Below are 23,432 nucleotides of genomic sequence, written 5' to 3'. Positions count from 1 at the left end.
TATGATTGTAAATCAAATAAAGCGTATGATCCCGACGCTAAAGGTAAATAATAGAAATTTAAATGAGTTGTTTTATATTGAGACTTTGGGGATGAAACCCTTGCTTGAAGAGTCAGCCTTCTTATCACTAGGAGACCAGTCAGGCATTGAAAAGTTAGTTTTAGAAGAGTCACCAAGTATGAGGAGCCGTAAGGTTGAAGGAATTAAAAAATTAGCTAGATTACTTGTAAAGGTAGAGAAGCCATCTGAGATTGAAGCACTACTAGCTAGAATGGAAGCAATCCCTCAACTCTATAAAGGAAATAAGGGATATGCTTTTGAGGTTCTTTCTCCAGAAGGGGATTGTATTCTTATTCATGCCGAAGATGATATCAAGGATTTGAAAAAAGTTGAGGAAGAAGTCACTTTTTCAAAAGATGAGAAACTGAGATATTTGACAGCCTTTGAAATCTCTGTGGAAATTAACTTGCCAGAAAAGACAGCTAGTCTGCTTGAAAAAGAAGAGATCGAAAACCGACTAGCTTTTAATCAAGCTCAAGGTAGTGATTTGCTGGTTGAAAATAATGTAACTTGGGACTTGTCCATGTTGAAATTTCAAGTAGAGAATCTGGATCTTGCTGTATTGCGTCAGCGTTTCGAAGAAGCTGGTTACTTTATTCCAAAAACTGAGAAGTTTTTCCTAAGTAAGGATACCAACAACATCGAATTGTGGTTTGAAGAAGTATGAAACAAGAAATCATTCAAAAAATAAAGCAACAAATTGAGGCAGGGATTTATCCTGGTGCCTCTTTTGCATATTATCAGGATGGCGCTTGGTCTGATTGGTATCTAGGAGAAGCAAATCCAGAAATTGGCGAGCAGACTCGTGAGGGTTTGGTCTATGATTTGGCCAGTGTGAGTAAGGTTGTTGGAGTAGGAAGTGTCTTAATCTTCTTGTGGAAGGAAGGTAAGATTGAGCTAGATAACTCCATAAGAGACTATCTTCCAGAGGTGGATTATCCAGACATCACTCTTCGACAACTCCTAACGCATGGGACGGATTTAGATCCTTTTATCCCAAATAGGGATCAGCTTTCAGCTGACCAGCTAAGAAAAGCTATGTTTCATTTGAATCGACGAGAGAAGAGGGCTTTTCTATACTCAGATGTGCATTTCCTCTTATTGGGATTTTGGCTGGAAAACTGTTTTAAAAAGGACTTGGATCAGATTTTACAGGAGCAAGTTTTGGATCCGTGGAAGTTGAAGGAAACACAGTTTGGTCCAGTTAGCAGTGCTGTTCCAACCGTTCGTGGACAGAAAGCAGGAGTGGTCCATGATCCCAAAGCTCGTATGCTTGGGAAACATGCAGGTAGTGCAGGTTTGTTTTCAACAGTTCATGATTTAAAAATCTTTCTTGAGCATTATTTGCAGGATAATTTTGCTGCAGACTTAAGTCAGAATTTTTCGGTTCTGAGTGATAAAGAACGCTCATTGGCCTGGAATCTTGAAGGTGACTGGCTAGACCATACAGGCTATACTGGGACCTTTATCATGTGGAATCGTAAGAAGCAAGAGGCGGCAATTTTTCTATCTAACCGAACCTACGAAAAAGATGAGCGTGCTCAGTGGATATTAGATCGTAATCAGGTCATGGACTTGATTCGAGATAGAGACTAGGGGGAAGTATGTCAAAAGCTTTAAAAGGAACTCTTTTTACAGTGATTGCAGGTATTGCCTGGGGCTTGTCTGGCACCAGTGGTCAGTACTTGATGGCTCATGGGATTTCTGCTCTTGTTCTGACCAATATCCGTTTGATAATTGCTGGATTACTCTTGGTTCTTCTGGCCTATACTAAATCGAGGGATAAATTTGTGGCCTTTCTGAAGGATAAATCAAGTCTGATTTCTCTCTTGCTATTTTCTTTATTTGGTCTTTTTCTGAATCAATTAGCTTATCTATCGGCTATTCAGGAGACAAATGCTGGGACAGCGACAGTCCTCCAGTATGTCTGTCCAGTTGGGATTCTTGCTTACACTTGTATCAAGGATAAGGTGGCTCCGACGCTTTCAGAAATCATCTCTATGTTTTTAGCTATAGGTGGGACCTTTCTCATTGCAACCCATGGGCAATTGGATCAACTCTCGATGACTCCATCTGGTCTATTTTGGGGTTTGTTCTCGGCCCTGACCTATGCTCTTTATATCATTTTACCCATAAAATTAATTCAAAAATGGGGGAGCATATTGGTTATTGGTGTTGGAATGACCATCTCAGGTTTTCTAGCAGTACCTTTTACAGGCCTTATTGGGGCCAGTATTCCCATATCTTTTGATATCTTTCTAGCTTTTGCTGGCATCATTCTGATTGGAACGGTCTTTGCCTATACAGCCTTCCTCAAGGGAGCCAGTATGATAGGACCAGTCAAGTCTAGCCTTTTGGCTTCGATTGAGCCTATCTCGGCAGTATTTTTTGCCTTCATGATTATGGGGGATATCTTTTATCCAGTAGATTTTCTTGGTATGGCAATGATTTTATTAGCCGTGACTATCATTTCATTGAAGGATTTAATGCTTGAAAAGAAACATCATTCCGTTTAATGGATTAAAACAGTCTTTGATAAGGCTGTTTTTTAATCTTCCAGCAAGTTGGTTCATATAACTTTAAGAATGAATGTTTATAATCAATTCATACATTTAAAGATAAGGAGGAAATATGAATTTGCTACAAAGTATTCATCCAGCTAAACCTTTAAGATACTTAAAATGGTTCGATATCCTCATCATCACTGTTTTAATGTTTGGAGAGTTTATCATTCGTTCTACTCAACGATTTATGGAGAGTTTATCGCCCTCAACTCTTACTAGCGTCGCAGAAACTACGACAAATCTAGCAAGTGATGGGGCAGCTTATTCTAGTAATTTCAATTTTCAATTGATGATGTTAGGGATTACCTTCCTTTATCTTGTGATTCGAAATTATGATTTTAAACAGCTTCCTATACGTTGGAGCTGGTCTGTTTTAATTTGGATTCCCCTTATCTTTGCTGTAGTTGGTATCTTTGGTGATATCATTACAACCCTTAGTGGTGAGTATAACTACTTCAACCCCTAACTGCTTCCTTTTTATAGACCCTATGGAAATCATTCGAAAATTCATGGCTTTAACGCCGATGGCGATTTGCTATGCTTTATTAAATGGTTTTTACGAAGAATTTTTCTTCTTAGGCTTACTGACTTCAGTAAAAGAAAAGCACAAGTGGTTGGCTCTAGTCTACTCGGTAATTATACGGATTTCTTTCCATACCTATCAAGGCTTACTCTGGGCCTTGGTGATTGGGCTTGTTTATGGTCTCTTTTATTATTTCTTGTACAAGTATGTAGTCAAGAATTTACTGCCATTTTTTCTCATGTATGCTCTGGCAGATATGTTTGGTTCAAGTCTCTTGTATCTTTTGATCGCTTGGGGAAATTAAGAAATCAAACTTTTTGACAACAGTCCAATGAGTCACTGTATCAAAGGCTTCTTGTTCATAAAAACGAGGTCGGGATTTTTGGTCCCGACCTCTTGTTGATTCTATATGGATTAGTCTTTGTTTTCGTATGGCAAGATCAAGTTTAGGATGATACCTGTCATAGCTGATAGGGCAGTACCTGAAAGGGTAACTGGTCCAAGTTTAAGGATAGCACCACCAAGTCCAAGCACCAACATAGCACTTGCGATGATAAGGTTGCGCATCTGACCGAAGTCAACACGTTCTTTGATCAAGACTTTCAAACCGTTACTTGCGATAACCCCGTAAAGAAGGATAGACATACCACCAAGTACAGAGTTTGGAATTGTTGAAATCAATGCAGTGAATTTACCAAGGAAGCTAAGGGCAATTGCGATAAAGGCAGCGTTACGGATAACTGAGACAGAAGCGATACGAGTCATTCCGATAACCCCTGTATTTTCACCGTAGGTTGTATTGGCTGGTCCACCGAGGAAGGCAGAAACAGATGTTGCAATACCATCACCAAGAAGGGTACGGTGAAGACCTGGTTCTTTCAAGAATTGGCGTCCACAGATTTGACCTAGAACGGTGTGGTCTCCGATATGTTCAGAAATGGTTACGATTGCGATTGGTAGGATGGCAATTGTTTCAGGACCGAAGTAAAGGTCGTATTGTTTGAAGGCACCACCTGTATTGAATGGTAGGTAGAAACCAGGGATTTCAAACCAGTTAGCTTCAAGAACAGGAGTGAAGTCAACCAATCCAAGTGCTAGGGCAAAGAGGTAACCACCGATAATGGCAAATAGGAATGGGATAATTCGTAGGAAGCCTTTTCCTTTTGTATTGATAAAGGCAGCAATCAAGAAAGTAACAACTGCTACAAGAGCGTTTTTCCAATTTCCGTCCGCTACAAGACCAGCGTTGGTAACAGCTGAACTAGCAAGTCCAAGACCGATAACGATGATCATAGGACCGATAATGATTGGAGGTAAGAGTTTGTCGATCCACTTTGTACCTGCAAAGCGAACACTTGCAGCAACAAGGACATAGACAAAACCTGTAAGAATAACCCCAGTTTGAGCGGCAGATACATCGCCACCCATTTCTTTCATAGCAAGTGACATGGCTGTGATAAAGGCGAAAGAAGAACCCAAATAAACTGGAACTTTAAAGCCAGTACAAACCATGTAAATGAGTGTTCCTACACCTGATGCAAAAAGGGCAACCGATACAGGCATTCCCAAGATTAAAGGTACCAAGATAGTAGCACCAAACATGGCGAATACGTGCTGGAAGCTAAGAAGAATTCCCTTTCCAGCTGAAGGACGTTGGTCAACGTCTAAAAGCAAATCAACAGTTGATTCCTGTTTCATAAATACCTCACTTTTTGGGCATCAAAAAAGAGCCCATTATTTTATAGCAATAGGCTCCCAGAGTAAGACCTCTCTAAAACAAGACTCCTTCATCAAGTTTTAAAGAGTTTTATATAGATCTGCGCCTTCGTCACCTCACGGGATGACATTAAAAACCTTTGCTTAGGATAGTATAGCAGAAAAAAATGATTTTGTAAATCATTTTTTCCTGAGCCTTGAAATGAGAAAGCGAGGTATGATTTTGTAAATCATTTTTTCCCGAGCCTTGAAATGAGAGAGCGAGGCATGATTTTGTAAATCATTTTTTCCCGAGCCTTGAAACGAGAAAGCGAGGTATGATTTTGTAAATCATTTTTTCCCGAGCCTTGAAACGAGAAAGCGAGGTATGATTTTGTATATCATTTTTTCCCGAGCCTTGAAATGAGAGAGCGAGGTATGAGTTTGCAGATTTTTAATTTTTCTAAAGTGGACGTTTGTTAGGCATGCCAGCCTTTCTTGGGTATTTATTTGGAGTTTCTTTTTTCTTTTCTACAATAGTAATGTAGCGAGGGTCTCCGTTAGGAAGTGTGTAACTGAGATTATCTTCAACCTTACTAAAGAGAAGGTTAAGGGCATTTTTAGCCTCAGTTAATTCCTCTGGGGCATTGCTAGCCTTCAGTGCTAGCAATTTTCCACCGACTTTTAAGTAGGGAATAGTCAACTCGGACAAGACCTGCATACGGGCAACAGCACGAGCTGTAACGATATCAAACTGAGCACGGAAATTCTTATCTTGGGCAAAATCTTCGGCACGTCCATGATAGAAGTGAACATTTTCTAAGCCTAGTTCTTGGGCTAATAGATTCAGAAAGTTAATTCGTTTATTAAGGGAATCAATAATGGTCACATCTAGCTGAGGATAGAGAATCTTCATAGGGAGGCTAGGAAAACCTGCTCCAGCACCAATGTCTAAGAGTTTAATGGGCTGGTTTTCAATCAATCCCTGTAAAATAGGAGCGATGGAATCATAGAAGTGTTTGAGATAGACTTCTTCTTTTTCTGTAATAGCAGTTAGGTTGATTTTTTCATTCCATTCGACCAAGAGTTCAAAATAACGCTCAAATTGAACTTTTTGCTGGTCAGAAAGATGGATATTTTGTTCAGCTAGTAGTTGATAAAATGTTTCTGGTTTCATAGTAGTTTCCTTCTTTAGTATCATCTTATTTTACCACAAAAAGATGGAAATTTGATATACTGGTACTAATCTAAAAGCAGAAAGGAATTATATGATGACTTGGATTATTCTTGGAGTTCTTGCTCTTATTGTTACTTTCGTAATTGTTAGTTATAACGGTTTGGTTAAAAATCGCATGCAAACTAAGGAGGCATGGAGTCAGATTGATGTTCAGTTGAAACGTCGTAACGATCTCTTGCCAAACTTGATTGAGACTGTAAAGGGATATGCAAAGTATGAAGGTTCAACACTTGAAAGAGTTGCAGAGCTTCGCAATCAAGTAGCCGCTGCAACATCACCGGCAGAAGCTATGAAAGCTAGTGATGCCCTTTCACGCCAAGTATCAGGAATTTTTGCTGTTGCAGAAAATTATCCAGACCTAAAAGCGAGTGGCAACTTTGCACAATTGCAAGAGGAGTTGACCAATACTGAAAATAAAATTTCTTACTCTCGCCAACTTTATAATAGTGTTGTTAGCAACTATAATGTTAAATTGGAAACTTTCCCTAGCAACCTAGTTGCTGGACTCTTTGGTTTTAAAGTGGCTGATTTCCTTCAGACTCCTGAAGAAGAAAAGGCAGTACCAAAGGTTGATTTTAGTGGTTTAGGTGACTAGGATGTTGTATGATCAAATCGCGAGTAATAAGCGAAGAACTTGGATTTTACTACTAGTATTCTTTTTACTTTTGGCTTTGGTTGGATATGCAGTTGGTTATCTCTTTATGCGATCTGGTCTTGGTGGCTTAGTTATCGCTCTGATTATCGGCTTTATCTATGCCTTGTCCATGATTTTTCAATCAACAGAGATAGTCATGAGTATGAATGGTGCGCGTGAGGTGAATGAGCAGACTGCACCAACCCTCTATCATGTTGTGGAAGATATGGCTATGGTGGCGCAAATCCCTATGCCACGTGTCTTTATCATCGATGATGCTAGTTTAAATGCCTTTGCTACGGGTTCAAATCCCCAAAATGCAGCTGTAGCCGCAACTTCAGGACTCTTAGCGGTTATGAATCGTGAAGAGTTAGAAGCGGTTATAGGTCATGAAGTCAGTCACATTCGTAACTATGATATTCGTATTTCTACTATCGCGGTTGCCCTTGCCAGTGCCATTACGCTTTTATCAAGTATGGCTGGACGCATGATGTGGTGGGGTGGTGCAGGTCGTGGTCGTAGAAGTGATGACCGTGATAGTGGTGGACTTGAAATTATTATGCTAGTTGTTTCTCTCCTAGCAATTGTTTTGGCTCCCCTAGCAGCAACCTTGGTACAACTAGCCATCTCTCGTCAACGAGAATTTTTAGCAGATGCTTCCAGTGTGGAGTTGACTCGTAATCCTCAAGGGATGATTAATGCTCTACGTAAGTTGGACAATAGTAAACCCATGAGCCGTCATGTAGATGATGCTAGCAGTGCACTTTACATCAACGATCCTCAAAAACGAGGTGGGTTGCAAAAACTCTTCTATACCCATCCGCCAATCTCAGAACGGATTGAGCGTCTGAAACATATGTAAAAACATCCAGAGATTTTCCTCTGGATGTTTGCTATTTTCTACAGTTATAAATCTTGTAAATCAACTATTTCCAAACCATGTTCTGTCAAACGATAGATATTCGTACAGACTTCTTTTAAGAAACGTCGATCATGCGAAACAGTAACCAGACCACCGGGATAATTGGCAAAGAGTTTTCTGATTTCTGGTTGAGAAGTTGGAGAAAAATTTCGTGTGGGTTCATCCAGAAGGAGAAAATTTGGTTTTCGCAGCACTAAATTCAAAAGAAGAAGTTTACCTTGTTGACCGCCCGATAATGAGCGGATATGGTGGTGCATCTCTGGATAGCTGAAGTTGAGGCTAGCTAAGTGAGATTGGATTTTCTGTAATTCCTCTTTGTGTCCAGTCTGGCTAAGAAATTCTACTGGAGATAGATCCAAATTCAATGTTTCTTGGTAATCTTGTGGCATAAATCCAAGCGAAATCTCTCTTTTGTCGCTTAGTAGTTGCTGCAACTTGCCTAACAGAGTGGATTTGCCAACACCATTTGGCCCGATGATACCGATTTTTTCTTGACCACGGACAGTTAATTGTAGCCCTTGAGCTAAAACACGCTGGCCAATGGATAAAGTCTCATTTTCCAGTCGAACCAAGACTTTTGAAGCAGCTAATGGCTCTATATCTGAAAAGAAAAGTTGGATTTCTTCCTCTTCAAGTGGCTTTTGGGTCATGGACTGAGCTTCCTTTTCAAAGCGTTTTTCTTGAGAGAGAACATTTTTCATCTTTTTAGCCAGTAGGCGCCCGGCAACATCATTTTTAGTGTTTCGCAAGGTATTTTCTACATTTTGCTTAACTCGGCGATGTTTTTCCATGGTTTTGTCATAGGCTCTCTGGTCGTTAGCAGCTTGCTGACTTTGTCTTGCAAAATTAGCCTTTCTCTGCTCACTATAGCGATCATAATCTAAGTGCTCGACTAGGGTTTCAGCCTCCTTCCGATGCTTGACCAGTCGCAAGTGGATAATGGTGTCTGCCGTTTGAGAGAGGAAGTCTTCATCATGAGAAATGAAAATAACGGTCTGCCCAATCTTCTGAACCTGCTTTTTTAGCCAATTAACTGTCTCAAGGTCCAGGTCATTTGAAGGTTCATCTAAAAATAGAATCTCAAAGGGCTTAGCCAATTCATGGATGAGCTGAATTTTCAAAGCTTCACCACCCGATAGGCTACCTATCTCTTGGTCACTAGCAAAACGACTGCTATCAAATTGCAATTCCTCAGCTAAACGATAGAGAATACTGTAGTCCAAATCAGCAGACTCTAAAAAGAAGTAGTCCTGTAGAGATTTTATCTTCAGTTCTTCAGGGAGGTGTTGGGGAATGTAGGCCAGGGACTGAAGGTCAGATTGGATTTCTCCTCTGATAGTGAAATCAGCTAATCTTTCCCCCATTAAAGCTCGAAGCAAGGTTGATTTGCCATTTCCTTCTTCCCCAATAATAGCAACCTTCTCCCCGTCTTGGATAGTCATGGTTAGGTCAGATACAAGATCTCGGAGATCTTTGTTTTGTGTAATGGTTAGATGATTGATTTTTATCATTTTGTTGCCCTTTCTAGAATGTCCATATTGCATAACAAAAAGCTCTACTTTACCTAGTAGAGCCAATGTCTATGTCAAAAAAACTCTATTAATACTCTTCGAAAATCAAATTCAAACCACGTCAGCGTCGCCTTACCGTACTCAAGTACAGCTTGCGGCTAGCTTCCTAGTTTGCTCTTTGATTTTCATTGAGTATAAAATGCCAGAAAAAGAGCATAAAAGAGCACACAAAAAGAGACAAAAACAAAATCTACTAAATAAAGTTTCTTTATTTGATAGACTTAGTTGTTCATGTCTCCCTTACCTCCGAGTATTGTTGCAATCATCATACTCTTTTTGAGAAACTTTGTCAAGATTAAGCCAGAAAATCCTCTATTTTTAAAAACCAAAAACAGGTCCACAGAGTGTCAAAACGTGCTTTACTTGATCGTAGTGGAATTTGTCATAGTTTCGCCAAGCAGTGCGGGCTTGGTCATTTAATTTCAGTGAACCAAGTCCAATCAAAAGACTAGTCCGTTGGTAAAAAGATTCCAGTTCAATTAAGATGGCGTTGTCTACTTTCTCAGCCTTTTTGAGTTGATTGAGAAGCTCGTCAATATTTTGCTGCAAGCGTATATCATCAGGCAATCCTTGTTTGCAGGTCTGATAGGCTTTATTTAACTCGGAAATGAGTTGATAAGCTTCTAAAATTAGTTCTTTGTCTTCCATATGAGCGTCCTCCTTTGCTCATGTATTGATGTCTATAGTATAGCACTAAAAGCAAAATATGTCATAGTAAATATATCAAAAATTCATTAATATTTAAAACAAGGTCTGCAGCGATTAAATTAGGTGATTTCATGGTATAATCAAGATAGAAAATCTTTATGGAGGAAGTATGAAATTAAATATTCAAGAAATCCGTAAGCAGCCTGAAGGCTTGCACTTTGAGCAGACTTTAGACTTAGCAGCTGACTTGCGTGCCCGTAATCAAGAAATTTTAGATGTAAAAGATATTGTTACGGTAGGGAAGGTTCAGTACGAAGACCGTATGTTTTTCCTAGACTATCAATTGTCTTATATAATCGTTTTAGCTTCTAGTCGTAGCATGGAACCGGTAGAATTGAAAGAGTCTTATCCAGTAACGGAAATCTTTATGGAAGGTGCTACCAATCAACTGGACCAAGAAGTTCTAGATGATGACTTGGTTTTACCGATTGAAAATGGGGAAATCGACTTGTCTGAAAGTGTTTCAGATAATATCTTGCTCAATATTCCAATCAAGGTCTTAACAGCTGAGGAAGAAGCTGGTCAGGGATTTGTTTCTGGAAATGACTGGCAAATTATGTCTGAGGAAGAGTATCAAGCTCAACAGGCAGTCAAGAAAGAAGAAAATAGTCCTTTTGCAGGTTTACAAGGGCTGTTTGATGGAGATGAATAGATGGTTTTATCCAAGAAACGTGCCCGTCATGTCATTGAGGAAATCATCGCTCTTTTTCCAGATGCAAAACCTAGTCTAGACTTTCGCAATCATTTTGAACTTCTGGTTGCTGTTATGCTGTCAGCTCAGACGACAGATGCAGCAGTCAACAAGGCTACACCTGGACTTTTCGTGGCCTTTCCAACCCCACAAGCTATGGCAGATGCAAGTGAGAGTGAGATTGCCTCGTATATTTCTCGTCTTGGGCTTTATCGAAATAAAGCTAAGTTCCTTAAGAAGTGTGCCCAGCAACTACTGGATGATTTTGATGGTCAAGTCCCTCGGACTAGAGAAGAATTAGAGAGTTTGGCAGGAGTTGGCCGAAAAACTGCTAACGTAGTTTTGAGCGTAGGCTTCGGTATTCCGGCCTTTGCAGTTGATACTCACGTAGAGCGAATCTGTAAACACCACGATATTGTTAAAAAATCAGCTACACCCCTTGAGGTCGAAAAACGTGTTATGGATGTATTGCCACCAGAAGAATGGTTGACAGCCCATCAGGCTATGATTTACTTTGGTCGTGCTATTTGTCATCCGAAAAATCCAGAATGCGATCAGTATCCGCAATTATATGATTTTAGTTCGTTATAAGGCTTAGCATTGAATGTTTTTACTTGCTTTGAACTAGGCTTTGTGATATAGTAAGGACAATAAAATATTCCTTTAAACCTGTCCCGTGAGGCAGGCAAGGAGCTCGATTAAGTAGAAGGGTAAGTCTATACTGTTTACAGTAAGGCTCGCTTAGTTATACATTCTCAAGTCTCCTTGAAAAAGGAGACTTTTCTTTTTGGAGGTTTGTCATGAAGACAAAAGAAGTTGTAGACGAATTGACCGTCAAACGAGCGATTACTCGGATTACCTACGAGATTATCGAGCGCAATAAAGATTTAAACAAGATTGTATTGGCTGGGATAAAAACACGTGGTGTCTTTATCGCCCACCGCATCCAAGAGCGCTTGGAACAATTGGAAAACATTTCTGTTCCTGTTGTAGAATTAGACACAAAACCTTACCGTGACGATGTCAAAAGTGGTGAAGATACTTCGTTAATTTCTGTTGATGTGACAGATCGCGAAGTCATTTTGGTGGATGACGTACTTTATACAGGTCGTACAATCCGAGCTGCTATCGATAACATTGTCGGACATGGTCGCCCAGCGCGCGTGAGTCTTGCGGTACTGGTTGACCGCGGGCATAGAGAATTACCGATTCGTCCAGACTATGTAGGGAAAAATATCCCAACCAGTCGTTCAGAAGAAATCATCGTAGAGATGACTGAACTAGATGGACAAGATCGTGTTCTTATTACCGAAGAAGCTTAGATAGCCAAAGGAGTTAGACATGTCAGAAAATCAACAAGCCATTCAACATGTAGTCTCAATGGAAGACCTTACTGTAGAACAAGTCATGAAATTGATTAAACGCGGGATCGAATTTAAAAATGGAGCAAAGGCTTCTTATGAAGACCAACACATCGTCTCTAATCTCTTCTTTGAGAGTTCGACTCGTACCCACAAATCTTTTGAAGTAGCAGAGATTAAACTGGGCCTTCAGCTACTGGACTTCGATGTGAAAACAAGTTCAGTCAACAAGGGTGAAACACTCTACGATACAATTTTGACCTTGTCAGCCTTGGGAGTAGATGCCTGTGTCATCCGACATCCAGAGGTAGATTACTACAGAGAGTTGATCGATAGTCCGACGATTACGACTTCGATTATCAATGGTGGCGATGGTTCGGGGCAACACCCAAGCCAGAGCTTGCTTGATTTAATGACGATTTATGAAGAATTTGGACACTTTGAAGGACTCAAGGTAGCCATTGCTGGTGACCTTGACCATTCGCGTGTGGCCAAATCCAATATGCAAATCTTAAAACGCTTAGGAGCAGAACTCTACTTTGCTGGGCCTGAGGAATGGAGAAGTCAAGAGTTTGCAGACTATGGACAGTTTGTAAGCATTGATGAAATCATTGACCAAGTTGATGTGATGATGTTTCTCCGTGTTCAGCATGAGCGTCATGAAAGTGGAACAGTCTTTTCAAAAGAAGGCTATCATGCCCAGCATGGTTTGACTCAAGAACGCTATGATCGCTTGAAAGATAAAGCTATTCTGATGCATCCTGCTCCTGTAAATCGCGATGTTGAAATTGCTGATCACTTGGTCGAAGCACCAAAATCACGTATTGTTCAACAAATGACCAATGGTGTCTTTGTCAGAATGGCAATTTTAGAATCTGTATTGACTTACAGAAACGCAAAATAAGACACAAAACGTTAAAAGATGCCTGAGAGCATCCACGAGAGGTGAATTTATGACTAAACGACTTCTAGTTTTAGAAGATGGAACAATTTTTGAAGGAAAAGCCTTTGGGGCTGACATCGATGTAACTGGTGAAATTGTCTTTAATACCGGGATGACTGGCTACCAAGAATCCATTACAGATCAGTCTTACAATGGACAAATCCTAACCTTTACCTATCCCTTGGTTGGAAATTATGGGATTAACCGTGATGACTACGAGTCTATCAGTCCAACCTGTAAAGGTGTAGTAGTATTTGAAGAAGCTCGTAGAGCCAGCAACTGGCGCAACCAGATGACACTGGATGAATTTTTGAAGTCTAAGAAAATCCCTGGTATTTCAGGTATTGATACACGTGCTTTGACAAAAATCATTCGCAAACATGGGACTATGAGAGCGACTCTGACACATGTGGGAGATAGTATCGATCACATCACAGATCAGCTACAAGCAACTGTTCTACCAATTGACAATATCAAACAGGTTTCTACAAAAACTGCTTACCCAGCTCCAGGAGTAGGTTTGAGCGTGGTACTTGTAGACTTTGGTCTTAAGCATTCAATCTTAAGAGAGTTGTCTAAGAGAGATTGTAATGTAACGGTCGTTCCTTATACTACAACAGCAGAGGAAATCCTCCACCTAAATCCAGACGGAGTTATGTTGTCAAATGGACCGGGAAATCCAGAAGATGTACCAGAAGCACTCGAAATGATTCGTGGTATTCTCGGGAAAATTCCAATCTTTGGTATTTGTATGGGGCACCAGCTCTTTGCAATGGCAAATGGTGCCAAGACCTATAAGATGAAGTTTGGTCACCGTGGATTTAACCACGCTGTACGCGAAATTGCGACAGGGCGCGTGGACTTCACGAGTCAAAACCATGGATATGCAGTGAGCCGTGAAGATTTTCCAGACCATTTGATGATTACTCATGAAGAAATCAATGACAAGTCAGTTGAAGGTGTACGTCACAGATACCAACCAGGTTTCTCTGTGCAATTCCACCCAGATGCTGCACCAGGTCCGCACGATGCAAGTTATCTATTTGACGAGTTCATCGAGATGATGGAAGCCTTCAAACAAACAAACTAAAGACGAGTGTGAAATCGTCGGAGAATTTATTTAATGGCAACCCGAGAGTTGCCGAATAGAAAGGCAGGTCGTTTCTTTTAGTCGCTATTAGGCGAACTAAAAACTCCCTGCACTAGATTTTTTACAGAAAAGTATCGTTTCGCTAAAAAATCGTCGGAGAATTTATTTAATGTCGCCCTGTGAGGCGACGAATAGAAAGGAGAAGGGTGAGCCGTATTTGCTGAACTGAATACGGGCTACGGACGGTGCTAAAAAGATAGTTATTCCTAGAACTGACAGTTCTTCGTCATAACTCCTATTTTAGCTTTGTCCACTTGACGCCCTTAATATCTTATAAATGCCTAAACGTACTGATATTCAAAAAATTATGGTGATTGGTTCTGGTCCGATTATTATTGGTCAGGCTGCTGAGTTTGACTATGCTGGGACTCAGGCTTGCTTGTCTTTGAAAGAGGAAGGGTATGAGGTTGTCTTAGTAAACTCAAACCCTGCAACTATCATGACTGATAAGGAAATTGCAGACAAGGTTTATATCGAACCGATTACACTTGAGTTTGTGACTCGTATTCTCCGTAAAGAACGTCCAGATGCCTTGCTTCCAACTCTTGGTGGTCAAACAGGGCTTAACATGGCCATGGAATTGTCTAAAAATGGCATTCTTGATGAATTGGGAGTAGAACTTCTCGGGACTAAATTGTCTGCCATAGACCAAGCTGAAGACCGCGATCTCTTTAAACAATTGATGGAAGAATTGAATCAACCTATTCCAGAATCTGAAATTGTTAACACTGTGGAAGAAGCCGTTGCCTTTGCAGCGACAATTGGCTACCCAGTGATCGTCCGTCCAGCCTTTACCCTAGGTGGTACTGGTGGTGGTATGTGTGCCAACGAGGAAGAATTGCGTGAAATCGCTGAAAATGGGTTGAAGCTATCACCTGTTACTCAATGTTTGATTGAGCGTTCGATTGCTGGTTTTAAGGAAATCGAATACGAAGTCATGCGTGACTCGGCTGACAATGCCCTTGTTGTATGTAACATGGAAAACTTTGACCCAGTCGGGATTCATACAGGGGATTCCATCGTATTTGCCCCAGCGCAAACCATGTCAGATTATGAAAATCAAATGCTTCGTGATGCCAGCTTGAGCATTATTCGTGCCCTCAAGATTGAAGGTGGATGTAATGTTCAGCTAGCACTTGATCCACATAGCTTTAAGTACTATGTCATCGAAGTAAATCCTCGTGTATCTCGTTCTTCAGCTCTTGCCTCTAAGGCAACAGGTTACCCAATCGCCAAATTGGCTGCCAAGATTGCGGTAGGGTTGACCTTGGATGAAGTTATTAACCCAGTTACAGGTTCAACTTATGCAATGTTTGAGCCAGCCCTTGACTACGTAGTTGCCAAAATTCCGCGCTTCCCATTTGACAAGTTTGAAAAGGGTGAGCGCCGTCTTGGTACTCAGATGAAGGCGACTGGAGAAGTTATGGCCATCGGTCGTAACATCGAGGAGTCACTTCTTAAAGCTTGTCGCTCTCTAGAAATTGGTGTCCATCACAATGAAATGCCTGAACTTGCAGATGTTTCAGATGATGCCTTGATTGAAAAAGTTGTTAAGGCTCAAGATGACCGTCTCTTCTACGTATCAGAAGCCATTCGTCGTGGTTATACACCTGAGGAAATTGCTGAGCTTACAAAAATTGATATCTTCTATCTGGATAAACTCTTACATATCTTTGAAATTGAGCAAGAATTGGTCTCACATCCACAAGATCTTGAAGTTTTGAAAACTGCAAAATTGAATGGTTTTTCAGACCGTAAGATTGCTGAACTCTGGAATACTACAGCTGATCAAGTTCGTCAACTTCGTTTAGAAAACAAGATTGTTCCAGTTTACAAGATGGTTGATACCTGTGCGGCAGAGTTTGAATCAGAAACTCCATATTTCTATTCAACCTATGGTTGGGAAAACGAGTCTATCAAGTCTGATAAGGAATCCGTTCTAGTTCTAGGTTCTGGTCCAATCCGTATAGGTCAAGGGGTTGAGTTTGACTACGCAACTGTTCACTCGGTTAAGGCTATTCAGGCGGCTGGCTATGAAGCTATCATTATGAACTCAAACCCAGAGACCGTTTCAACAGACTTCTCTGTATCAGACAAGCTTTACTTTGAGCCATTGACATTCGAAGATGTCATGAATGTCATCGATTTGGAGAAACCAAAAGGTGTTATCGTTCAGTTTGGTGGTCAAACAGCTATCAACCTTGCTGAGCCATTAGCAAAAGCAGGTGTGACTATCCTTGGTACGCAGGTTGCTGACCTAGACCGTGCCGAAGACCGTGACCTCTTCGAACAAGCCCTAAAAGATTTGGATATCCCACAACCGCCTGGACAGACTGCTACAAACGAAGAAGAAGCAGTACTTGCAGCCCGCAAGATTGGTTTCCCAGTCCTTGTTCGTCCCTCTTATGTCTTGGGTGGACGTGCTATGGAAATTGTAGAAAACGAAGAAGATCTCCGTTCTTACATGCGCACAGCCGTTAAGGCAAGTCCAGATCATCCAGTTCTTGTAGACTCTTATATCGTCGGTCAAGAGTGTGAAGTAGATGCTATCTCAGATGGACAAAATGTCCTCATCCCAGGTATCATGGAACATATCGAACGTGCCGGTGTCCACTCAGGTGACTCCATGGCTGTTTACCCTCCACAAACCTTGTCTCAAAAAGTGCAAGAAACGATTGCAGACTACACAAAACGCCTAGCAATCGGCCTTAACTGTCTTGGTATGATGAACATTCAGTTTGTCATCAAGGATGAGAAAGTCTACGTTATTGAGGTCAATCCACGTGCCAGCCGTACTGTTCCATTCCTATCAAAAGTAACCAATATCCCGATGGCTCAGGTTGCAACTAAGTTAATTCTTGGTCAAAGTCTTGAAGAACTTGGTTACCAAGATGGACTTTACCCAGAAAGTAGTCGTGTTCATATTAAAGCACCAGTCTTCTCATTTACCAAGCTAGCGAAAGTAGATAGCTTGCTTGGTCCTGAAATGAAGTCAACAGGGGAGGTTATGGGTTCTGATACGACTCTTGAAAAAGCTCTCTACAAGGCCTTTGAAGCTTCTTATCTTCACTTGCCAACCTTTGGAAATGTTGTCTTTACTATCGCTGATGATGCCAAGGAAGAAGCTTTGGATTTGGCTCGTCGTTTCCAAAATATTGGTTATGGTATCCTTGCGACTCAAGGAACAGCAGCTTTCTTTGAAAGTCATGGCTTGAAGGCTCAACTCGTTGGTAAGATTGGTGATGATGAACATGATATCCCAAGCTATGTTCGTAAAGGGAAAATCCAAGCTATCATCAACACAGTTGGTACTAAGCGAACTGCTGATGAAGATGGTGAACAAATCCGCCGTTCAGCTATTGAACACGGAGTTCCTCTCTTTACAGCTTTGGATACAGCGGATGCTATGCTTAAGGTACTTGAAAGCCGTAGCTTCGTTACAGAAGCCATTTAGTTTCTTGTTAAATGATCTAAGTAGCTTTTATCCAGCGTCAAAAGACGCTGGTTTTTCCTCTTTTATAGAGAAATCGAGTTAGAAATAATAGTTACAGTTCACCATTAAATGTCAAAGTTTATCAATAGATTTATCATTATCGTTAATGAGTAGACTTATTCTGACTTTCCCTAAAATTTTGTTGAATTTTCTTAAGTTTTTATCATATTTTTTATAATTAAGGTGCCTTAAGAAAAATAATGAAAAAACTAAATGTTTTTCATATAGTTTTCATTTTTTGTGTTATAATTAAGGTGCCTTAAGAAAAATATTAAGGTGACTTAAGAAAAATAATGAAAAAACTAAATGTTTTTCATATAGTTTTCATTGTTTTAATAGTTTAAAGTCAATCTTATTTTTCTCTAATAGAAAATAATGAAAAAGTAGGTTTAGAAAGAGGTAAGTATCTATGTCTTCTCATAAAAAAGTGTCACTCTCTGAGATTAATCAATCTATCGATACTCCAAATAACAATCATTTCTGGCAAAATTTAAAGGCCTTTTTAGGTCCGGGTGCTCTTGTCGCAGTTGGTTATATGGATCCAGGAAACTGGATTACCAGTGTAGTCGGTGGTGCTTCCTATAAGTATAGTCTCTTGTTTGTTATCTTGATTTCATCTCTCATTGCCATGCAACTTCAGCAGATGGCAGGAAAGCTTGGTATTGTAACCCAGATGGACCTGGCTCAAGCAACGGCTCATCATTCACCTAAATGGCTTCGTTATAGTCTATGGGTGATTTTAGAATTAGCCTTGATGGCGACAGATCTGGCAGAAGTTCTAGGTTCAGCGATTGCTCTCAATCTTCTCTTTAAGATTCCGATTATGATAGCCATCCTTTTGACGGTTCTAGATGTCTTTCTCTTATTGCTTTTGATGAAATTTGGCTTTAAGAAGATTGAAGCTATTGTGACAACACTGATTTTAACGATTTTAGCAATCTTTACTTATCTGGTAGCTTTGTCACATCCAAGCTTCCAAGGAATCGTTGAGGGTTATCTACCGAATGCAACCTTATTTGAAAGTCCTTTGCCAGGGCATGAAAGTCAATTAACCTTGGCGTTAGGTATCGTGGGTGCGACAGTGATGCCCCATAACCTCTATTTGCATTCTTCCTTGTCTCAAACTCGGAAAATCAATCACAAGGACAAGAATGATGTTCGAAAAGCCGTGCGCTTTATGACCTGGGATTCAAATCTCCAATTATCCTTGGCCTTTGTGGTTAACTCCCTTCTATTAATTCTCGGGGCGGCTCTCTTTTTCGGCCATGCATCTGAGATTTCTGCCTTCTCTCAAATGTATAATGCCTTGCAGGATTCTACTATTGCAGGAGCTATAGCTAGCTCGACCTTATCAACCTTGTTTGCCTTGGCTTTATTAGCCAGTGGTCAAAATTCGACAATTACGGGTACCTTGACTGGACAAATCGTTATGGAAGGTTTCTTGCATATGAGATTACCTCAATGGTTCATTCGTTTGGCAACTCGTCTCTTTGCCTTGTTGCCTGTCATGATTGTAGCGGTTCTGTTTGGTCATCAGGAAAAAACATTGGATCAGTTATTGGTTTATTCACAAGTCTTTCTTTCGATTGCTCTTCCATTTTCAATCTTCCCACTGATTTATCTAACTTCTAAGAAATCACTGATGGGAGAATTTACCAATGCCAAATGGAATACTATCCTTGGTTATATTGTTTCCATTATCTTAACTGTTCTCAATGTGAAATTGCTATTTGATATTTTTTAAGACCTTTTAACATGAAGTAGAAAAAATATCATTTTGATAATTAAAATTGAAGAAAAAAACACCCAAGATTCAATTCTTGGGTGTTTTTTTGGAATTCTCATCTTAGATGAAAAATCCATTATAAAAAGCTGCATGAAGATGCAGCTACACTATAGCAACGGAAGACATGGGATTCGAACCCACGCACGCTTTCACACGCCTACCGCGTTTCCAACACGGCCTCTTAAGCCTCTTGAGTAATCTTCCAATACTTACTAAGATAGTTTAACATAAAGGCAAGTATCTTGCAAATAAAATTCAAACAATTGGCAAAATGATAGAAAATGAAAGAAAATGACAAAATGTGCTTGACTTTGCTATTTTTTGTGATAGAATGATTATTGTAATCGTTAACAGGAGGTGAGTAAGTGCTAAAAACTGAGAGAAAAAAGTTGATTTTAGAGGAGCTGGGTAAACATAAAGTCGTTACTTTAGAGAAATTAGTAGGCTTGCTAGATACTTCAGAATCAACAGTTAGACGCGATTTAGATGAATTGGAGTCTAAAAATAAACTTCGCCGAGTGCATGGAGGAGCAGAGTTGCCTCACTCCTTGCAAGAAGAAGAAACCATTCAAGAGAAATCTGTCAAAAACCTTCAAGAGAAAAAATTGATTGCGCAGAAAGCAGCTTCCCTCATCAAAGAAAAAGATGTTATCTTTGTGGATGCAGGAAGTACAACAGCCTTTCTCATTAAGGAATTGGAGCGAAAAGACATTACTGTTGTGACCAACTCCATTCACCATGCGGTTCAATTAGTGGATAAGCAAATCCCGACAGTTATTATTGGCGGTGGGGTTAAAATGACAACTGATGCCAGCATCGGTGGTGTCGCGCTTAATCAGATTAACCAACTTCACTTTGATCGTGCCTTTATCGGAATGAACGGTGTGGATGAAGGTTATTATACAACTCCAGATATGGAGGAGGGAGCTGTTAAGCGTGCTATTCTAGAAAATGCCAAACAAACCTATGTCTTGGCGGATTCGTCTAAGGTTGGTCAGTCTTGTTTCGCTAAGGTCGCCCCTATAAAACGAGCTATTGTCATTACAAGCAAGGGTCACGAACTCTTGTCAGCTATCAAAGAGAAAACGGAGGTTATCGAAGTATGATTTATACAGTCACACTAAATCCATCTATTGACTACATTGTCCGTCTGGATAAAGTGGAAGTTGGTAGTGTCAATCGTATGGACAGTGATGATAAGTTTGCTGGTGGTAAGGGAATCAATGTTAGCCGTGTCTTGAAACGCTTGGATATTCCAAATACAGCGACAGGCTTCATCGGTGGCTTTACAGGTAAATTTATCACTGATACTTTGGCTGAAGAGCATATTGAAACACGCTTTGTCCAAGTAGCAGAAGATACGCGTATCAACGTCAAGATAAAAGCAGATCAAGAAACAGAAATCAATGGGACTGGTCCTACTGTTGAAGCTGAACAACTTGAAGAGTTAAAAGCTATTCTTTCAAGTTTAACAGCAGAAGATACAGTTGTCTTTGCGGGTTCGAGTGCAAAAAACTTAGGCAATGTCATTTATAAGGATTTGATTGCCTTGACTCGTCAGACAGGCGCTCAAGTAGTCTGTGACTTTGAAGGTCAAACCTTGATTGATAGTTTGGATTATCAACCACTTTTGGTCAAACCAAATAATCATGAACTGGGAGCTATCTTTGGAGTCAAGCTTGAAAGCCTTGATGAAATAGAGAAATACGCTCGAGAATTGCTAGCTAAAGGTGCTCAAAACGTAATTATCTCTATGGCTGGCGATGGAGCACTTCTGGTAACATCGGATGGAGCATACTTTGCTAAACCGATCAAGGGAACAGTGAAAAACTCAGTGGGTGCTGGTGACTCGATGGTTGCTGGATTTACTGGTGAGTTTGTCAAATCAAAAGACGCAGTAGAAGCCTTCAAATGGGGAGTGGCTTGTGGAACAGCAACAACCTTCTCAGATGACTTGGCGACTGCAGCATTTATTAAAGAGACTTATGAAAAAGTTGAGGTAGAAAAAAGATGAAAATTCAGGATTTATTGAGAAAAGATGTCATGTTGCTTGATTTGCAAGCAACTGAAAAAACAGCAGCTATCGAAGAAATGATTCATAGCTTGGTAGAGCACGGATATGTGACAGATTTTGAAACTTTTAAAGAAGGAATCTTAGCGCGTGAAGCTTTGACTTCTACAGGTTTGGGTGATGGTATTGCAATGCCACACAGCAAAAACGCTGCTGTCAAAGAAGCGACTGTTCTCTTTGCTAAATCAAACAAGGGTGTTGACTACGAAAGTTTAGATGGACAACCAACTGACCTCTTCTTTATGATTGCTGCTCCAGAAGGTGCCAATGATACTCACTTGGCTGCCTTGGCAGAATTGTCACAATATTTGATGAAAGACGGCTTTGCTGACAAACTTCGTCAAGTAACATCAGCTGATCAAGTTATTGACCTCTTTAACCAAGCTTCAGAAAAAGATCAAGAGCCAGTACAAGCTCCTGCGAATGAATCTGGTGACTTTATCGTTGCTGTAACTGCTTGTACAACAGGAATTGCCCACACATACATGGCACAAGAAGCTCTTCAAAAAGTGGCCGCGGAAATGGGTGTCGGTATCAAGGTTGAAACCAATGGTGCTAGCGGTGTTGGCAACAAATTGACATCAGAAGATATTCGTAAGGCTAAAGCTGTTATCATCGCTGCAGATAAGGCAGTTGAAATGGATCGTTTCGATGGCAAACCATTGGTAAATCGTCCAGTTGCAGATGGTATTCGTAAGACAGAAGAGTTGATCAACTTGGCTCTTTCTGGTAATGCTGAAGTATATCGTGCTGCTAATGGAGTGCAAGCTTCAACAGCATCTAACGAAAAACAAAGTGTCGGTGGTGCTTTCTACAAACACTTGATGAGTGGTGTATCTCAAATGTTGCCATTCGTTATCGGTGGTGGTATCATGATTGCCCTTGCCTTCTTAATTGATGGTGCTATGGGTGTGCCAAACGATAGCCTCGGAAATCTTGGATCTTACCATGAACTCGCTTCTATGTTCATGAAAATTGGTGGTGCGGCCTTTGGTTTGATGCTTCCAGTATTTGCAGGATATGTTGCTTACTCAATCGCTGAAAAACCAGGTTTGGTAGCAGGTTTCGTAGCTGGAGCTATTGCCAAAGAAGGTTTTGCCTTTGGTAAAATCCCTTACGCTCAAGGTGGTGAAGCAACTTCAGCTCTTGCAGGTGTATCATCAGGTTTCCTAGGAGCCCTTGTTGGTGGATTTATCGCTGGTGCCTTAGTTCTCTTGGTTAAGAAATACGTGAAGGTTCCACGTTCTCTTGAAGGTGCTAAATCAATCCTTCTCTTGCCACTTTTTGGAACAATCTTGACAGGATTTGTTATGCTGGCTGTGAACATCCCTATGGCTGCTATCAACACCGGTATGAACAACTTCCTTTGTGGTCTTGAAGGTGGTTCGGCTGTCCTTCTAGGAGTCGTTCTTGGAGGAATGATGGCTGTCGATATGGGTGGACCTGTTAATAAAGCAGCTTATGTCTTCGGTACTGGTACTCTTGCAGCAACAGTGTCAACAGGTGGTTCAGTAGCCATGGCAGCGGTTATGGCTGGAGGAATGGTTCCACCACTTGCAATCTTTGTCGCAACTCTTCTTTTCAAAGATAAATTCACCAAAGAAGAACGTAACTCTGGTTTGACAAATATCGTAATGGGCTTGTCATTCATCACTGAAGGTGCGATTCCGTTTGGTGCAGCTGACCCAGCTCGTGCTATCCCAAGCTTTATCCTTGGTTCAGCAGTAGCAGGTGGACTTGTTGGTCTTGCAGGAATCAAACTGATGGCACCTCACGGAGGAATCTTCGTTATCGCTCTTACAACAAATGCCCTTCTTTACCTTGTCTTTGTCTTGGTAGGAGCACTTGTTAGTGGTGTAGTTTATGGTTACCTTCGTAAACCATTAGAAAAATAATCACAAATAGATTCAAATGACTGAACACGAAAGTGGGCAGTCATTTTTTGATAATGGAGTTAGAGAGACCGGTCTCTAAAGTGATATAATAGAGGTAAATCGTAGAGAATTTAATACTCAATGAAAAT

The 23,432-nt window shown here is 40.6% G+C and carries 19 protein-coding genes, 1 tRNA gene and 1 pseudogene; 16 read left to right on the top strand and 5 right to left on the bottom strand.

All coding sequences use genetic code 11. From position 1 onward, the window contains the following. Position 1 precedes the first annotated feature (1 nt). The 4 genes and pseudogenes from AXE83_RS07345 to AXE83_RS07330 all read left to right on the top strand — a co-directional run bounded on the left by AXE83_RS07345 (position 2) and on the right by AXE83_RS07330 (position 3,451). On the top strand, positions 2-727 hold the full coding sequence (locus AXE83_RS07345; protein WP_060955967.1) for a CppA N-terminal domain-containing protein: 726 nt from the start codon (positions 2-4) through the stop codon (positions 725-727). Then, positions 724-1,656 carry a serine hydrolase domain-containing protein gene (locus tag AXE83_RS07340; RefSeq protein WP_060955966.1) on the top strand — a complete coding sequence of 311 codons (933 nt, stop codon included), beginning with the start codon at positions 724-726 and terminating at the stop codon, positions 1,654-1,656. Before AXE83_RS07345 ends, AXE83_RS07340 begins: the two co-directional genes overlap by 4 nt. A gap of 8 nt (positions 1,657-1,664) precedes the next feature. Next, positions 1,665-2,576, top strand: coding sequence for a DMT family transporter (locus AXE83_RS07335; RefSeq protein ID WP_060955965.1), 912 nt, complete (start codon positions 1,665-1,667; stop codon positions 2,574-2,576). A gap of 115 nt (positions 2,577-2,691) precedes the next feature. Beyond that, positions 2,692-3,451: pseudogene (locus tag AXE83_RS07330) on the top strand (CPBP family glutamic-type intramembrane protease). Positions 3,452-3,561: 110 nt separating this feature from the next. On the opposite strand, the gene AXE83_RS07325 reads toward AXE83_RS07330, so the two are convergent. Together AXE83_RS07325 and rsmG are read right to left on the bottom strand one after the other, a co-directional pair. After that, complete coding sequence (locus tag AXE83_RS07325; protein ID WP_060955964.1) at positions 3,562-4,845, bottom strand: uracil-xanthine permease family protein; 1,284 nt, start codon at positions 4,843-4,845, stop codon at positions 3,562-3,564. Positions 4,846-5,305: 460 nt separating this feature from the next. Beyond that, complete coding sequence (gene rsmG / locus AXE83_RS07320; RefSeq protein WP_060955963.1) at positions 5,306-6,019, bottom strand: 16S rRNA (guanine(527)-N(7))-methyltransferase RsmG; 714 nt, start codon at positions 6,017-6,019, stop codon at positions 5,306-5,308. 94 nt (positions 6,020-6,113) lie between these two features. Between rsmG and AXE83_RS07315 the strand changes: the two genes are divergently transcribed. Further along, positions 6,114-6,674, top strand: coding sequence for a LemA family protein (locus tag AXE83_RS07315; RefSeq protein ID WP_060955962.1), 561 nt, complete (start codon positions 6,114-6,116; stop codon positions 6,672-6,674). 1 nt (position 6,675) lies between these two features. Continuing rightward, entirely contained in the window at positions 6,676-7,575 is a 900-nt protein-coding gene (gene htpX, locus AXE83_RS07310) for a zinc metalloprotease HtpX (protein ID WP_060955961.1), read from the top strand. 44 nt (positions 7,576-7,619) lie between these two features. On the opposite strand, the gene AXE83_RS07305 is transcribed toward htpX, so the two are convergent. Both AXE83_RS07305 and AXE83_RS07300 read right to left on the bottom strand, forming a co-directional pair. After that, positions 7,620-9,179: an ATP-binding cassette domain-containing protein gene (locus AXE83_RS07305; RefSeq protein WP_060955960.1), complete on the bottom strand. Its 1,560-nt coding sequence runs from the start codon at positions 9,177-9,179 to the stop codon at positions 7,620-7,622. Positions 9,180-9,524: 345 nt separating this feature from the next. After that, positions 9,525-9,854, bottom strand: a complete 330-nt coding sequence (locus AXE83_RS07300; protein ID WP_060955959.1) for a hypothetical protein — start codon at positions 9,852-9,854, stop codon at positions 9,525-9,527. Positions 9,855-10,023: 169 nt separating this feature from the next. Between AXE83_RS07300 and AXE83_RS07295 the strand changes: the two genes are divergently transcribed. The 7 genes from AXE83_RS07295 (at position 10,024) to AXE83_RS07265 (ending at position 19,296) form a co-directional block, all read left to right on the top strand. Then, entirely contained in the window at positions 10,024-10,566 is a 543-nt protein-coding gene (locus AXE83_RS07295) for a YceD family protein (RefSeq protein ID WP_060955958.1), read from the top strand. Beyond that, positions 10,567-11,196: an endonuclease III gene (nth, locus tag AXE83_RS07290; protein WP_060955957.1), complete on the top strand. Its 630-nt coding sequence runs from the start codon at positions 10,567-10,569 to the stop codon at positions 11,194-11,196. Positions 11,197-11,405: 209 nt separating this feature from the next. Then, the gene (pyrR, locus tag AXE83_RS07285; protein ID WP_049530069.1) at positions 11,406-11,927 is read left to right on the top strand and encodes a bifunctional pyr operon transcriptional regulator/uracil phosphoribosyltransferase PyrR; all 522 of its coding nucleotides are present in this window, start codon (positions 11,406-11,408) and stop codon (positions 11,925-11,927) included. Between the two features lie 19 nt (positions 11,928-11,946). Next, positions 11,947-12,870 (top strand): aspartate carbamoyltransferase catalytic subunit, encoded by a 924-nt coding sequence (locus AXE83_RS07280; protein WP_060955956.1) that lies wholly within the window; start codon positions 11,947-11,949, stop codon positions 12,868-12,870. A 49-nt stretch (positions 12,871-12,919) separates the two neighbouring features. Continuing rightward, positions 12,920-13,999 (top strand): carbamoyl phosphate synthase small subunit, encoded by a 1,080-nt coding sequence (locus AXE83_RS07275; protein WP_060955955.1) that lies wholly within the window; start codon positions 12,920-12,922, stop codon positions 13,997-13,999. Between the two features lie 337 nt (positions 14,000-14,336). After that, a complete protein-coding gene (carB, locus tag AXE83_RS07270; protein WP_060955954.1) occupies positions 14,337-17,513 on the top strand; it encodes a carbamoyl-phosphate synthase large subunit in 3,177 nt (1,058 codons plus the stop codon). Positions 17,514-17,961: 448 nt separating this feature from the next. After that, a complete protein-coding gene (locus AXE83_RS07265) occupies positions 17,962-19,296 on the top strand; it encodes an Nramp family divalent metal transporter (protein ID WP_000094598.1) in 1,335 nt (444 codons plus the stop codon). Positions 19,297-19,454: 158 nt separating this feature from the next. Here AXE83_RS07265 and AXE83_RS07260 read toward each other — a convergent pair. Beyond that, positions 19,455-19,542 (bottom strand) — tRNA-Ser (locus AXE83_RS07260). 161 nt (positions 19,543-19,703) lie between these two features. Here AXE83_RS07260 and AXE83_RS07255 point away from each other — a divergent pair. From AXE83_RS07255 to AXE83_RS07245, 3 genes are read left to right on the top strand one after another with little or no spacing between them, the layout of a single operon-like run. After that, positions 19,704-20,444: a DeoR/GlpR family DNA-binding transcription regulator gene (locus AXE83_RS07255; protein ID WP_060955953.1), complete on the top strand. Its 741-nt coding sequence runs from the start codon at positions 19,704-19,706 to the stop codon at positions 20,442-20,444. Then, positions 20,441-21,352, top strand: a complete 912-nt coding sequence (gene pfkB, locus AXE83_RS07250) for a 1-phosphofructokinase (RefSeq protein WP_049549066.1) — start codon at positions 20,441-20,443, stop codon at positions 21,350-21,352. The genes AXE83_RS07255 and pfkB overlap by 4 nt, the downstream gene beginning before the upstream one ends. After that, a complete protein-coding gene (locus AXE83_RS07245) occupies positions 21,349-23,304 on the top strand; it encodes a PTS fructose transporter subunit IIABC (protein WP_060955952.1) in 1,956 nt (651 codons plus the stop codon). Before pfkB ends, AXE83_RS07245 begins: the two co-directional genes overlap by 4 nt. Positions 23,305-23,432: the final 128 nt, after the last annotated feature.

The organism is Streptococcus sp. oral taxon 431, from assembly GCF_001553685.1.
Taxonomy (GTDB): domain Bacteria; phylum Bacillota; class Bacilli; order Lactobacillales; family Streptococcaceae; genus Streptococcus.
The sequence above is the reverse complement of the archived record's forward strand: the minus strand, read 5'-3'. Positions and strand labels throughout refer to the sequence as shown.

Excerpts from the sequence above, each read along its gene's own strand:
- AXE83_RS07345 (WP_060955967.1), top strand. The coding sequence starts at position 2 with ATGATTGTAAATCAAATAAAGCGTATGATCCCGACGCTAAAGGTAAAT.
- AXE83_RS07340 (WP_060955966.1), top strand. The coding sequence starts at position 724 with ATGAAACAAGAAATCATTCAAAAAATAAAGCAACAAATTGAGGCAGGG.
- AXE83_RS07335 (WP_060955965.1), top strand. The coding sequence starts at position 1,665 with ATGTCAAAAGCTTTAAAAGGAACTCTTTTTACAGTGATTGCAGGTATT.
- AXE83_RS07325 (WP_060955964.1), bottom strand. The coding sequence starts at position 4,845 with ATGAAACAGGAATCAACTGTTGATTTGCTTTTAGACGTTGACCAACGT.
- rsmG (WP_060955963.1), bottom strand. The coding sequence starts at position 6,019 with ATGAAACCAGAAACATTTTATCAACTACTAGCTGAACAAAATATCCAT.
- AXE83_RS07315 (WP_060955962.1), top strand. The coding sequence starts at position 6,114 with ATGACTTGGATTATTCTTGGAGTTCTTGCTCTTATTGTTACTTTCGTA.
- htpX (WP_060955961.1), top strand. The coding sequence starts at position 6,676 with ATGTTGTATGATCAAATCGCGAGTAATAAGCGAAGAACTTGGATTTTA.
- AXE83_RS07305 (WP_060955960.1), bottom strand. The coding sequence starts at position 9,179 with ATGCAATATGGACATTCTAGAAAGGGCAACAAAATGATAAAAATCAAT.
- AXE83_RS07300 (WP_060955959.1), bottom strand. The coding sequence starts at position 9,854 with ATGGAAGACAAAGAACTAATTTTAGAAGCTTATCAACTCATTTCCGAG.
- AXE83_RS07295 (WP_060955958.1), top strand. The coding sequence starts at position 10,024 with ATGAAATTAAATATTCAAGAAATCCGTAAGCAGCCTGAAGGCTTGCAC.
- nth (WP_060955957.1), top strand. The coding sequence starts at position 10,567 with ATGGTTTTATCCAAGAAACGTGCCCGTCATGTCATTGAGGAAATCATC.
- pyrR (WP_049530069.1), top strand. The coding sequence starts at position 11,406 with ATGAAGACAAAAGAAGTTGTAGACGAATTGACCGTCAAACGAGCGATT.
- AXE83_RS07280 (WP_060955956.1), top strand. The coding sequence starts at position 11,947 with ATGTCAGAAAATCAACAAGCCATTCAACATGTAGTCTCAATGGAAGAC.
- AXE83_RS07275 (WP_060955955.1), top strand. The coding sequence starts at position 12,920 with ATGACTAAACGACTTCTAGTTTTAGAAGATGGAACAATTTTTGAAGGA.
- carB (WP_060955954.1), top strand. The coding sequence starts at position 14,337 with ATGCCTAAACGTACTGATATTCAAAAAATTATGGTGATTGGTTCTGGT.
- AXE83_RS07265 (WP_000094598.1), top strand. The coding sequence starts at position 17,962 with ATGTCTTCTCATAAAAAAGTGTCACTCTCTGAGATTAATCAATCTATC.
- pfkB (WP_049549066.1), top strand. The coding sequence starts at position 20,441 with ATGATTTATACAGTCACACTAAATCCATCTATTGACTACATTGTCCGT.
- AXE83_RS07245 (WP_060955952.1), top strand. The coding sequence starts at position 21,349 with ATGAAAATTCAGGATTTATTGAGAAAAGATGTCATGTTGCTTGATTTG.